Below are 13,654 nucleotides of genomic sequence, written 5' to 3'. Positions count from 1 at the left end.
TGCACGTAAAAATCTCAGGATTATCCAAAGCCAATGCATGCACCCTGCATGTTCAAGCGCGTTGGTTTCAGCATGTTGCGTCTCATGTCGAAATACCTGCTGCCACTCCTCGCCCTCTCGTTTTCCGCTCATGCGGAGCCGGTGAGCTTCAGCCGCGAGGTGCTACCGCTGCTTTCGGACAACTGTCTCTCCTGCCACGGCCAGGACGCGGGCCATCGCAAGGCCGACCTGCGGCTCGACACGGCGGAAGGCGCACGCGAGGTGCTGAAGTCCGGCGACTTCATGGCCCGAATCGTCAGCACCGATCCCGAGGAGATCATGCCGCCGCCCAAGTCACACAAGCCCGCGCTCAAGGCCGAGCAGATCGCGCTGCTAAAACGCTGGATCGCCGAAGGGGCGAAATGGGGCAAGCACTGGTCTCTCGAAAAACCATTGAAGGCCAAGATCGAAGGCCATCCAGTGGACTTCTTCGTCAAAGCCCGCCTCGCGAAAGAAGGCCGTACGCTTTCCCCCAAAGCCCCAGAGTACGTTCTGCGCCGCCGCCTCTCCTTCGACCTCACCGGCCTGCCTCCATCCAGCATCCAGAATCAAGCATCCAGCATCGAGCATCTAGCCGACAGCCTCCTCTCTTCCCCGCATTTCGGCGAGCGCATGGCCATGTGGTGGCTGGATGCCGCACGCTACTCGGACACTGATGGCTTTCAGTCCGACGCCTCGCGCACCAACTGGCCCTGGCGCGACTACGTGGTGGAGTCGTTCAATGCGAACAAGCGATTCGATCAGTTCACGCTCGAGCAGTTTGCCGGCGATCTGCTGCCCAATGCCACACCTGAGCAAAAACTGGCCACCTGCTTTCACCGCAACCACATGACCAACGGTGAAGGCGGCCGTGACAAGGAGGAATCCCGCATCGACTACGTGATCGATCGCGTGAACACCACCGGCACCGTCTGGCTGGGCCTCACGCTCGGCTGCACGCAGTGCCACTCGCACAAGTTTGACCCCATCTCCCAGCACGACTACTACGGCCTCAACGCCTTCTTCAACAGCATCGACGAAGACGGCTCTGCAGGCACCAAGGCGCAGCCGTATTTCAGTTATCAGTCACCGTATGCGAAGCGCGCGGTGGAGGAGTCCCAGAAGCTCGTCGATGCCCGCAAGCCCGTGGAGGCCAGAGCCAGGGCGGATGCGGAGAAGCCCTTCTCCCAATGGCTGACCGAGCGTCAGAAAGAAGTGAAGGACGGTTTCCAGGCCTGGCATGTCATTCACGGTGCGGTGGAGTCCGAGGAAGGCTCCAGGCTGGCTCAAGCGAAAGACGGCATCGTCTCTGCCAGCGGGCCAAATCCCAAACAAGACGACTACCGCCTCATCTCCGTCCTCAAGCTGCCGCGTCTCACCGGCTTGAAGCTCGAAGTGCTGCCGCAAAACGGCGTGCTCTCACGCGGCAAAGATGGCGAATTCATCCTCACCGACATCAAGGTGCAGGTGCGACGCAGAGGCAGCTCCCAGATCCGCGACATCCTCGTTAAAAGCGCCGTGGCCGACACCAAAGTCGAAGGCAAGGCCCGCGAGTATGGCGATGTGAAAGGCACGCTGGATGACGACCCGCGCAATGGCTGGACCACCAAGGGCTTTCCCAAAGACCAGCCGCACACCGCGCTCTACGGCCTCGCCGAACCCCTCGAACTCGAGAGCGATGAGGAGCTGATTTTGGAACTTCGCCAGCGCTCGACGAATGGCGATGCCAACATCGCCAGCTTCCGCGTCTCCGCCACCGACCAACCTGGCCCCGCTGTGCGCGAGCTTGGTCCCACGCCTCTCGAACAGCTTGCCGCTGGCAAAGTCGAAAGCGAGCGCCTGATGGCGCAGTTTCTGGAAGACTACACTCCCTACCAGTTTGCCAAGGCTTCGCTGGATCGCGCCACCGCGCAGCTCAAGGAAGTTCAGGCCGCTGCCGGCAAACTGAATGTCATGGTGCTGGCCGAGCGCAAAGAGCCGCGTGTGACGAACGTGCTCGTGCGCGGTGTCTGGGACAAGAAAGGCGATGTCGTCCAGCGCGATGTGCCCGCCGCTATCGCCCCCTGGCCCGCAGGTCTGGCGCGGGATCGTATTGGCCTCGCGAAGTGGATCACGTCCAAGGACAATCCGCTGACCGCGCGTGTGTTTGTGAACCACATCTGGCAGATGTTCTTTGGGGCTGGTCTTGTGCGCACGCCGGATGACTTTGGTCTGCAAGGCCAGCGCCCCACGCACCCCGAACTGCTCGACTGGCTGGCCGTGGATTTCATGGAAAACGGCTGGGATGTGAAGAAGCTGATCAAGCTCATCGTCACCAGCGCGACCTATCAGCAGTCCTCCGACCGCACAGACGCCTTCGATCCTCAGAACCTCCTGCTCTCACGCGGCCCACGCTTCCGCCTGCCTGCCTGGATGATCCGCGATGCCGCGCTCGCTTCCTCCGGCCTTCTCAATCCCGCCCTCGGCGGACCACCTGTACGCCCCTACCAGCCGGATGGCGTGTGGGAGGAGATCTTCATGGGCCGCTTCACCTACGAGCCCAGCCAGGGCGCGGCTCAGCACCGCCGCACGCTGTATGCCTTCTGGCGCCGCAGCATCGCCCCCACCTTCCTCTTCGACAGCGCCCAGCGCCGCGTGTGCGAGGTGGCCATGACCCGCACCAACACACCGCTGCAGGCACTCACCCTGCTCAATGACGAGACCATGATGGAAGCCTCCCGTGCACTGGCCAAACGCATGCTGGCCGCGAAGACGGAAGACCGCCTGCCGCTTCTCTGCCAGTCCGTCCTGACCCGCCAGCCTACCGCCAAGGAGCTGACCGTACTCGAGCGCGAACTCGACAGCGCACTGGCCCACTACCGCGCCCATCCCGAAGACGCCCGCAAGCTGCAAACCACACCCGAACTCGCCGCGCACACGCTCGTGGCCAGCCTGGTGCTCAACCTCGACGAAGCCATCACCCATGAGTGAATCCTCCCTCAACACCACACGGCGCTACTTCCTCGGCCAGTGCACCGGCATCTCCGTCGGCGCGATGGCGCTGCACGCGCTCGCTGAGCAGCCGGAAGTGCCGGGCCTTCCCTCGCTACCTCATTTCGCACCCAAGGCCAAGCGCGTCATCTTCCTCACGCATTCGGGCGGGCCTTCGCAGCTGGAGCTCTATGATCATAAGCCCGGTCTCATGCGGCTGGCGGGAACGGAGCTGCCGGAATCGGTGCGGCAGGGCCAGCGCCTCACCACCATGACGGCGAACCAGAAGCAGCTCATCCTGCCGGGGCTCACCCAGTTCAGCCGCTGCGGCAAAAGCGGCGCCACCATCAGCGAATGGCTTCCGCACCTGCAGGGCGTGGCGGACGATCTCTGCTTCATCAAGTCGATGACGACAGACCAGATCAACCACGCGCCGGCCATGACGCAATTTCTCACCGGCCACCAACTCCCTGGTCGCCCCAGCATGGGCTCATGGATCAGCTACGGCCTCGGCAGCCTGAACCGCAACCTGCCCGACTACCTCGTGCTCATCTCCAAGATGCAGCGCCCGAGCGACCAGCCGCTCTACGATCATTACTGGGGCAGCGGTTTCCTCCCATCGCGCTATCAGGGTGTGAAGCTGCGCAACTCCAAAGACCCCGTGCTCTATCTCACCGACCCCGAAGGCCTGCCACGCCATCTGCGCCGTGGCATGCTGGATGGTCTCGCGGAGCTGAACCAGATGCGCTTTGAGAAGACGCACGACCCCGAGATCACCACCCGCATCCGCCAGTATGAAATGGCCTACCGCATGCAGAGCAGCGTGCCGGAGCTGACCGACCTCAGCGACGAGCCCGATCACGTCTTTGACATGTACGGCCCCGACTCACGCCGCGCCGGAAGTTATGCGGCCAACTGCATCCTCGCCCGCCGTCTCGCCGAGCGTGGCGTTCGCTTCATCCAGCTTTTCCATCCTGACTGGGACCACCACAGCCGGCTCCCGAGCTGGTGCACCGCCCGCTGCCGCGACACCGACCAGCCCAGCGCGGCACTCATCAAAGACCTCAAGCAGCGCGGCCTTCTCGATGACACCCTCGTGCTCTGGGGCGGCGAATTTGGCCGGGGCGTCGCAGGCCAGGGCAAGTGGGACAGCCCCGAGGCTGGCCGCGATCACCACCCGCGTTGCTTCACCATGTGGATGGCCGGCGGCGGGATCAAGCCTGGCATCACCTACGGTGCTACGGATGACTTCAGCTACAACGTGGCCGAAAATCCCGTCCATGTCCGCGACCTGCACGCGACCGTGATGCACCAGCTCGGCATCGACCACGAGCGCTTCACCTTCCGTGCGCAGGGTCTCGACTTCCGCCTCACCGGCGTCGAGCCCGCGAAGGTGGTGAAGGGCATTCTGGCGTAGCCTATTCGTACTCGTCCTCGATCCTTCAGCTCCGCAAATCACCCCTCTCCACCGCACCTCTCCCGCACCCGCCGCGCCTGCTGCTGGATCGCGCTTCTCTGTTCCATGCTCAGTCGCGCCAGATTTTTCAGCTGCATGCTCATGCGCTGGTTCTTCTTCAGTCGCGGTTCATGCTGCAGCAGGTAGTCCCAGTACAGAGTGGTAAAGGGGCAGGCCTTGGGGCCGGTGGACTGCGCGGGGTCATACTTGCAGCCCGTGCAGTAGTTGCTCATGCGCTGGATGTACTTGCCGCTGGCCACGTAGGGCTTGCTGGCCATCAGGCCACCATCGCCATACTGGCTCATGCCGAGCGTGTTCGGCAGCTCCACCCACTCCACGGCATCCACATACACCGCCAGATACCACTCGTGGACCTGATGCGGGTCCACGCCATAGAGCAGTGCAAACAAGCCGGTCACCATCAGCCGCTGAATGTGGTGCGCATAGCCGTAACGCAGCGTCTGGCCTATGGCCTGGCTCAGGCAGTTCATGTCCGTCTCTCCCGTCCAGTAAAAGCCCGGCAGCTTCTCGTGCGCCTGCATTTCATTCAGCCGCACATAGTCTGGCATTTTCAGCCAGTAGATGCCACGCACATACTCACGCCAGCCCAGGATTTGCCGGATGAAGCCCTCCACTGCCGCCAGCGGTGCCTTGCCGCTGCGCCACGCTTTCTCTGCCGCCGCGATGACCACGCGCGGATCTAGCATTTTGAGATTCATCGCCGCGCTCAGTCGTGAGTGGTACAGCCACGGCTCATTCGTCCACATGGCATCCTGATACTGCCCAAAGTCCCGCAGCCGGTGCGTGATGAAATCGTCAAGCGCCTCCAGGCTCTGCGCCGCCGTCACCGGCCAGTCAAAATCCTTCAGCGTGCCAGGATGCTTGGCAGAACGCTCCTGCACCAATGCGATGACCTCGCGCGTGATCTCATCTGGCAGGAACCGTTTTGGTGGCACACGCAGCAGGTCCGGCCCTTCTTTGCCGAAGGTGCCACGGTTGTCGTGATCAAAGTTCCACTGCCCTCCCGCCGGGCCGTCCTTCTCCATCAGCACCCCCGTGCGCTGGCGCATCTCTCGGTAGAAGAACTCCATCCGCAGTTGTTTGCGGCCCGCCGCGTGCTTGGCAAATTCCGCCGGTGTGCAAAGAAAGTGGCGGTCATCCCACACTTCCAGCGGCACGCCAAGCTCGGCGGCAGCGGCTTCCAGATCCCGCTGCACTCCCCATTCTCCGGCCTGTACCATGACAAGCCCGGAGGGCTTCAGTGAACGCACGCTGGCACGCAACGCCTCCACCAGCGTCTCGTGCTTTCCGAGTTCATGATAGTCCACACGCCATCCCTTTTCCCGCAGCGCCTCACGAAAGTGCCGCATGGACGCGAGAAAAACGGCGATGCGCGCCTTCACGTTCCAGACCTTGGTGGACTCCGCCGCCACCTCCGCCATCCACACCACATCCCGCTTGGGGTCGCAGCCGTCAAAGGCGGCTGACTGCAGATCTAGCTGGTCTCCCAGCACAAGGATGAGACGGGGTCGGGATGGCATGGCGCATGCCCATTACGCACCGTGGCGACATCAGGCCGCAGGCAAACGTACCGTGAAGCAGCTGCCCTGCCCGACCTGGCTCGTCACGCAAACACTGCCGCCATGCACCTCCGCTAGGGCCTTTACGATCGAAAGCCCCAGCCCGCTGCCGCCATGCACTCGGGATCTTGCCTTGTCCACGCGGTAAAAGCGCTCAAACAAATGCGGCAAATGCTCTGGCGCGATGCCCCCTCCGGTATCGATGACCTGCACCTCGACCCAGGGCGGAGACTTGGACACGCGTACTGTCACCTGTTCGCCAGCAGGCGAATAACGCAGGGCATTTTCCACGAGATTTGTCATCACACGCTCCAGCGCCAGGCGGTCCCCGTTCACGCTCAGCGGCTCATTTGTGGCATCCATGTGCTGCAGGGCGATGCGCTTTTCTCCCGCCAGAGCCTGCAGCCTCTCAGTCACGCTGGAGCACAGCTCGCTCACATTCACCAGCTCCCTCTGTGTGATCGCATGGCCGCCATCCACATGCGCCAGCGCCAGCATGTTTTCCGTGAGGCGCGAGAGACGCTCGATCTCCTCTTTGTTGCTCACGAGCACCTCCCGGTATTCCTCCGCGCTGCGCGGCCGGCGCAGCGCCACCTCGATCTCTCCGCGCAGCACCGTCAGCGGCGTGCGCAGCTCATGCGAGGCATCGGCGGTAAAGCGCTGCTGCGCGGCATGCGCTCCCTCCAGCCGATCCAGCAGTTGATTGAAGGAGTTTGCCAGAGCAGCCAGTTCAGCATCATCCGCAGGCACAAACAAACGCCGCAGGCCCAGCTCCGCGCTGCTGAGTCCGCGTGCCGCCTCCTCCAGGTTGGCCACCGAGCGCAGCCACTGGCGGCTGAGATGCCATGCCGCGGCTCCTCCCGCAACCAGCATGCCCATACCACAGCCTACCAGCCATGCCAGCAGCCGCCCTTCACGCGCGTGAACCGTGTCCAGCGGCATGAGTGCCTGCGCGTACAGCGCCACTGGATCCCCCCACTGCTCTCGACGCGGATGCGTGGCCACGCGATAGGCACGCCCGTTCAATGGCAGCGTTTCGATCACCGCATTCCCGGCAGGATGCTCCGAGCGCCGGGCTTCATCACTCAGCGGCAGCACGGCGGCCAGATTGCTCGACTTCCCTGCAAAACTGCCGTCCGCCGCAAACACCTGGAGCATGAAATGCCGCTCCTGCACCTGCAGCTCCTGCTCGATCCACGGCTCCATCCGCAGCCTGCCAGGGGTCACCAGCCGCCCCAGCAGGGTGGCCTTGGAGCGCAGAAAATCATCCACATCATTTGTCATCGCCTCCCGCGCCGCCAGCCATACGACGACACCAAACATCACCAGCGCCGCAGCCAGCAGCGCGGTGAACCCCACGAACAATCTGGCGCGGAGAGATTTCATGTCTTCTGCAGCAGGTAGCCCGCGCCGCGCACGGTTTGGATCAGCGCCGGGGAGAAGCCGCGGTCAATCTTCTCACGCAGGTGATACACAGTGACCTCGATCACGTTGCTGGGCGTGTTGGGCAGGTCTTCCCAAACCGTTTCCGCCAGCTCGCTGCGCGTCACCACGCTGCCCGCCCGCCGCAGCAGGTGCGCCAGCACGCCAAACTCCTTGGAGGACAGCGTCACCAGCTTGCCCCCGCGCGTCACGCGCCGTGCGCGCAGGTCCACCTGCACGTCTGCCGCATGCAGCAGCGCCTGCTCTTCGGTGAGGCTCCGCCGCAGCAGGGCGCGCACCCGCGCCAGCAACTCCGCAAAGGCGAAGGGTTTCACCAGATAATCATCCGCACCAAGGTCCAGCCCCTGCACGCGGTCCACCACGCCGTCGCGCGCCGTGAGCATCAGCACCCGGGTGCACACGCCCACACTCCGCAGTGCCCGCAGCACCGAGAATCCATCCCGCTGCGGCAGCATGACGTCGAGGATGATGAGGTCAAACGTCCCCTCACGCGCCTTCGCCAGTCCAGAATCGCCATCACCCGCTGTCTCCACGGTAAAGCCCTCCTCGCGCAGCCCGCGCTCGATAAAGCGGGCCACCTTGGTTTCATCTTCGACGACAAGCAGGCGCATAAAAGCAACAAACGCGGCGATGCCGTTCGTGAAACTCATTATTTCTTCTGCAGCACCATTAGAAACTGTCCGCCCTGCGGATTGGTTTGCAGTTTGGTGGGCCGGGTGGAGTTCGGGTTGTCGTTGGCAGAGCACCACTTCAAGGTTTTGCCTTCAAGATCAAAAATGCCCTCGTACTTTTTCCCCGAGAACTGCCCTTCCGTGCCTGTGGCGTCGATTTTCCGGCCCGCAATTTTGTAGGTGCCCGCTCCCATTTCACGGTCGCCCTGCGGGTTTGAGGCGGTGATCTTGTCCTCCGTGATCACCAGACGGATGTCGCCATGGCGTGAGCCGTCGCTGTCCGCCATGTAGCCCTCCCAGGTGCCGAGCAGCGCCTTCTTCACATCCTCCTTGCCAGACTCTTTTTCCGCAGGCTTGGCGGCTGCGGCATGTTCTTTCACAAACGCCTGGTCAGCTTCGCTCAGGCGTGCCAGCGGGAGCTGCAGGGTGGAGCCGTTGGCACCACGCACGACCACCGTGTCTCCCAGCGCTTTGACAAACTCCGCCTCCAGCGTCCGCCCCGTCTGCGCCTCCGTCCACGTGCGGGCTTGCAGTGTCGAAAGAGCGCACAGTATCAGGCAGGTGAGCAGGGCCGGAGTTTTCATGACGATGCCACGAAGCATGCCCTTCGCCGCAGGCGGAGATAATGAAAATCTCTTAATCTTACCCTGCTCAAGGCTTGGTGACCTGCAGGCGCAGGAAGTAGCGCGGCTGGCCGCTGGCGCTGTCCGGCATGCCGATCTCCACCGGCAGGCGTCCGCCGGAAGCCGTGCCGAGATTGATTCGTGATGTGCCACCCACCTGCCATGTCCATGCACCAGGGCCTGCTTTCTTGGCCAGGTCAGTCCAGGTCCCGCCTGGCGATGCGCTGCCCTGCACCGTGTAAACCGCATCGCCCACGGCGGGTTCCGGCACATCCAGATGCAACCACGCACGGCTGCTCAGCACCACGGCATAACCCGTTCCTGCGGCACCGTTGCTGCCTGCGGCGATCTTTGGATCGCGTCCCAGGGCATATTCAATGAGATTGGCCACGCCGTCGGCATCTGCATCAGCAGTGGAAAGCGACGCTGCCCCGCCACCAGGAAAATTGGTCGTCTGCCAGCTGGCAAAAGTCTGCGCCGGCGTGGTGTCTCCGCTCTGCCAGATGCTGCCGCCCGCCCCGGCGGTGATGAAGGTGTGCTTGAAAAACACCGCTGCATTGCGGTCGCTCGTGGTGGGCGCGGTGAAGGAATACCAGTTCGTGCCATCGAGGGAGAGAACATCCACATCGGCGCTGCTGGAGTCGAGGTTCACACCGGCGGTGAAGTAAATGCCGTCTCCATACGCCATGGCGGGGTTCTCTTCGCGCACTGACCGTGTGGTGGTGAAAGTCTGTGCACCATCCGTGGAGCTCCGCAGGGAGGAATACCAGCCGCTGGCCACAAAGCGGTCGTTCAGCCATGCAATCGTTCGCAGGTCCTGCCAGCTGGCCACGCCAGCACCGGTCGAACGGTCGATCCAGCTGCCTCCATCGCTGGAGGTGAAGACCACTGTGCCGCCATTGGACCCTGCATATCCCGTGAATGCAAACACGCTGCCATTCCACGCGATGCCATCGAGCGTCTGCGTGGTGATGCCATTCACCGTGCCTGTGCTCCAGCTGATGCCGTCGTTGGAAACTAGCACCGCCCCGTTGTTCCCCACTGCGACCGTGCGCGAGCCGCTGCTGGCCACTGCATAGAGCTGCTTGCTGCTCGTAGTGCCGCGATAGCGCTGCGTCCACGTGATGCCATCCGCCGAGGTGTACACCAGGCTCACCCAAGCAGAGACGCTGAAATTGTAATCCTCTCCAACAAGAATGAATTTGGCACCGTCCCACGTCGCCCCGTAGAAATACATGTTTGTCGCATATTCAGTGACGCTGCGTGTCGTCCAGGTGATGCCGTCCGTGGAGGTGCGAATGACACCACCGTCCCCTGCCGCCACCACGATGGATCCATTGGTGGCCAGCGTGTTCAGGCTGTTCGTCGTGCCGCTGGTCCGTTGCGTAAAGCTGCTCACTGGATCAGACACATTGATCGTCTGCGTCAGCGTGGAGAGCCCCCCACGACCGTCGCTCACTCGCAGGGTCAGCGTGTAGCTGCCACCAAAGGCAAAGGCCGGTGTTGTCTCTGCGCCGTCCTGGATGGCCAGTTGGGAGCCCAAGTCCCAGGCATAGACGAGAGCGTCGTTTTCGGCATCGGACGCGGAGGCGCTGAAGTCCACCAGCTGCCGTGCGATCCCTGTGGATGGATGCGAGAGAAACGAGACGGCAGGAGCGGAATTTGTGGGATGAAAAGCCGCGCAGGCACGTGTGACACCGCTGTTTTCCACCGTGATGAATCTGCCAAAACCAAAGGCCAGAGCATTGGCACCACCCACCGCCGTGTTACCCCCATTCACCGTCGTGCGCGACCAGTGTGTGCCATCGGTGGAAACCAGCAGCGCGTAAGGTGTGCCGGACTCATCCATGGCTTTGGCGGTGACAAAGAAAGCGCCGTCATCGCTGATGGCCATGTTGTATGTCGTCCACCGTGTCGTGCCTGGCAGCGCCGCATTCTGCCAGGTGATGCCGTGGTCCGCGGAATACATCACACCTGCATACCAGCCCAGCGCATACATGACACCACCGGCCCCGATCACGCGGAAGGTGTCCACTCCCAATGCGCTGCCCTGTGTCCAGGTGCTTCCGTTGAGAGAAGTCCACACGACTTCAGGCCGGGACTGCGCTGCATTCATCGCCACGGCGATCCAGGTGCTGCCATCATAAGCCACATGCCGGAAATTGGGACTCGTTCCCACCGTGGTCAGAGACCAGGTCTTGCCGTCGTTCGAGCGCAGCACCACGCCGCTGTCCGCCACTGCGATGAACTGTCCACCGCCATACGCCACCTCCCGTACCTGCGGAACGCCATTGGGAAAGGTGGCCTGATTCCAGATACGCCCGTCGGATGACCAGCAGATCTGCGCCGCTGTGGCGTTCACAATTTTGCCCGCCATGACGAAAAGATTGTTCCCAAACGCAAGGCGTGGCTGGCTGTCAAAGTTGGGCGGCACTCCGACACCGGACCACGTGGTCCCGTCCCAGCTGTTAAAGACGCTGCCCCAGTACTCGGCCGTGACAAAGCGGCCCTTCCCCCACACGATGTCCTGCAGGTTCTGCGTGGTGCCGATGCTGTATTGCGTCCACGTGTCGATCGGGTCGGTCACGGTCACAGTTTTGCTCACGCTGACGGTGCCGCCTTTCATATCGCTCACCGTCACAGTCAGGTTGTAGGTGCCGCCCACCGTCCAGGTGTGCGTGTGACTGGAGGCGTTGTCGTTCACCGTGCCGTCAAAGGCATTCCAGGAATAGGCCAGCGTGTCTCCGTTGGAATCATTCGCGCTGATGGTAAAGGTGGCGCTGCTGCGTGCCGCCACGGTGCTGGGTCCGCTGATGCTCCCGGCGGTCGGCGCTGCATTGCCCGGAAAGGAGCCCACGTTCACCGTCACATCCAGATAGCTGTCCGCACCAGAACCGCCCACCGCTACCGGTGTGATGTACACGCCCGCAGTCGCATCAGCGTATGTGCGCCCGAGATCCACTGGCGCGTCCGAGGTGTCTCCACTGGTGGCGGGAGTGGTGTCCAGCAGCCAGCAGCGTGTCTGCCCGGCTTGCTGCCAGTTCAGGTAAGCTCCGCGTTGGAGATGTACATTGCTGGTGAAGGCGGGCTTGTAGCCGATCCAGTAGTACTCCTCACTGCCTGCGGTAGCCACCTTTGTCACACGCAAACCTCGCAAGGCTCCGGTGGTGGCGCTGCTGTCCTCCCGGTAGATTCGGTAGGTGCCGGAGCCCGTAGCCGTGGCATCCACCCACTGGCTGCTGGTCAGCCAGTTCAGCTTCGATTTTCCCTGCGGGTGGTAGTGCCCCTGCGGCGCCGGGCCGCTGCCCATGACGTCAAACGGGTCACCATACTCCACACTGCTGCCGGTGCCTGTCACAGACCCGTCGCTGGTCTGCCAAAAGCTCGCATGCCCCAGGCCATAGTTGTGGCCCCACTCGTGGGTGTAGAGGCTGGTGTAGTTCGCGTTCTGCACCCAGAGATTTCCCCCGCCTGCCAGACCTGCGTATAGAACACCGCCGCTCACCATGCCGATGCTGTTGAAAAACACGCCTACGATGTCGTAGTTGCCCAGGCCGCCAGCATCGCCGTTTCCAGTAGTGTCCACCGGGCCGATGTTGATGGCGGCATCTCCACCGCTCTTCGTGTTGCGGAATGTGTTTCGGGCATCCCGGATCAGCTCGCTGTTCAGCCCGTTGCCGCTGTTGGAGTAATAGGCCGCCGTTTTTGGCATCGTGTACAAGTTGGCGCTCACGGTTCCCTCCACCCATGTTTTGCCGTAGGACATGGCGTTGATCATGGCGCTGGATGCACCGTTGATCTCCGTGGCCGCCGCCGCCTGCGTCACGGGCTCGGCAGTGTTGTCAGTGAAGTTCACGCGGATCAGGAAGAGCGTCTTCTTCGTCTCCGTCCACGTGGAGGCCTGCTCGGTGGCAAAGGTCTGCACCGCGCTCAGATCGATCTGGCCGTTCGGGTCCGTGCTGTCCGGCAGCACCAGTACCGAGGAGGCCGCCACCTTTCCCGGCAGCGCATCCAGCCGCGCCAGCGCAGTGGTCACCGCCGCCAGTTCAGTACCGCTGGCAAAAGCGTACGTCTTGCCGCCGGCCACAGCATACACGGCTTCGGCCCCCACTGGTGCTCCGGTTGCGGCACTGCGCCCTGCCACACTCTGCCCAGGAGTGAAAAGCCCCAGCTCGCTGCTGTCCACGCGCTGCAGTGCACCGTCCCGGATCGCTGCCATGCCATCCAGTGAGATCCCCTGCACCGGCAGGCTTTTCTTGCTCATCAGGCCCAGGTTCTGGCCGTAAACAAACGCCTCCAGCCGCTGGCCGTCGCCCAGAGTCACCGCTGCCACATAGTCAGGCGTCCCAGCCGGGCGCTGGGTGCCGGGCGGCGTGCACACAGGGTAGTACTCGTAGCTGGCCACTGCGCTGAAAGGCTTTTCCACCCACGGCTTCACTTCCTCAGGAAGTGCTGCCCATTGAGCAAAGCTGAGGCCTTCGGCGATGGCCTGCTGCGGATTTTCACGGATCAGCCGGGCCATGCGCTGCCTGCGCGCTTGCGCCGCCGCCACGCCATGCGCGGTCCATGGTCCGCGCTCCTGGGCTGCAACGGCTGGTGGCGCTTCTTGGAGCCATGTTTGAAACACAGCCTGCGTCTGCGCATCATCGCTCACATTCTTACCCCGCAGCGCGCTACGCTGCAGCCCAGATCCTGTCGTCGCCATGCTGGCTTCTGACGATCCTGTCGGCGAGCCCTCCTGGCGCAACGAAACCAGGACGACTAAAACCAGAACAACAAGGGGCAGCGTGATCGCCAGTGTCCTCAAAACACGGCGAGGCAGGAACGTTCGGTGCATGGGCATGGAGGGAAAATCCTCCAATTCGCGCAATTCTCAAACCCCATCAGGAACCT

General features: G+C 62.8%; 7 protein-coding genes. 2 read left to right on the top strand and 5 right to left on the bottom strand.

From position 1 onward, the window contains the following. The first annotated feature begins 84 nt into the window (after window positions 1–84). Complete coding sequence (locus tag HNQ65_RS24540) at window positions 85–2,988, top strand: PSD1 and planctomycete cytochrome C domain-containing protein (protein WP_221306284.1); 2,904 nt, start codon at window positions 85–87, stop codon at window positions 2,986–2,988. Beyond that, window positions 2,981–4,405, top strand: coding sequence for a DUF1501 domain-containing protein (locus tag HNQ65_RS24535; protein ID WP_184344103.1), 1,425 nt, complete (start codon window positions 2,981–2,983; stop codon window positions 4,403–4,405). Before HNQ65_RS24540 ends, HNQ65_RS24535 begins: the two co-directional genes overlap by 8 nt. A 38-nt stretch (window positions 4,406–4,443) precedes the next feature. Here the strand turns inward: HNQ65_RS24535 and HNQ65_RS24530 are convergent, their stop codons facing one another. The 5 genes from HNQ65_RS24530 to HNQ65_RS24510 all read right to left on the bottom strand — a co-directional run bounded on the left by HNQ65_RS24530 (window position 4,444) and on the right by HNQ65_RS24510 (window position 13,598). Continuing rightward, entirely contained in the window at window positions 4,444–5,985 is a 1,542-nt protein-coding gene (locus HNQ65_RS24530; protein ID WP_184344101.1) for a cryptochrome/photolyase family protein, read from the bottom strand. Between the two features lie 30 nt (window positions 5,986–6,015). Then, window positions 6,016–6,897: a sensor histidine kinase gene (locus HNQ65_RS27125; RefSeq protein WP_408004810.1), complete on the bottom strand. Its 882-nt coding sequence runs from the start codon at window positions 6,895–6,897 to the stop codon at window positions 6,016–6,018. Between the two features lie 509 nt (window positions 6,898–7,406). Then, the gene (locus tag HNQ65_RS24520; RefSeq protein ID WP_281382150.1) at window positions 7,407–8,117 is read right to left on the bottom strand and encodes a response regulator; all 711 of its coding nucleotides are present in this window, start codon (window positions 8,115–8,117) and stop codon (window positions 7,407–7,409) included. Next, window positions 8,117–8,722: an SHD1 domain-containing protein gene (locus tag HNQ65_RS24515; RefSeq protein WP_184344097.1), complete on the bottom strand. Its 606-nt coding sequence runs from the start codon at window positions 8,720–8,722 to the stop codon at window positions 8,117–8,119. Before HNQ65_RS24515 ends, HNQ65_RS24520 begins: the two co-directional genes overlap by 1 nt. 67 nt (window positions 8,723–8,789) lie before the next feature. Then, complete coding sequence (locus HNQ65_RS24510; RefSeq protein ID WP_221306283.1) at window positions 8,790–13,598, bottom strand: PKD domain-containing protein; 4,809 nt, start codon at window positions 13,596–13,598, stop codon at window positions 8,790–8,792. Window positions 13,599–13,654 lie beyond the last annotated feature (56 nt).

Source organism: Prosthecobacter vanneervenii (genome assembly GCF_014203095.1).
Taxonomy (GTDB): Bacteria; Verrucomicrobiota; Verrucomicrobiia; order Verrucomicrobiales; family Verrucomicrobiaceae; genus Prosthecobacter; species Prosthecobacter vanneervenii.
Note: the sequence above shows the minus strand (reverse complement) of the source record. Positions and strands in the feature narration are given on the sequence as shown.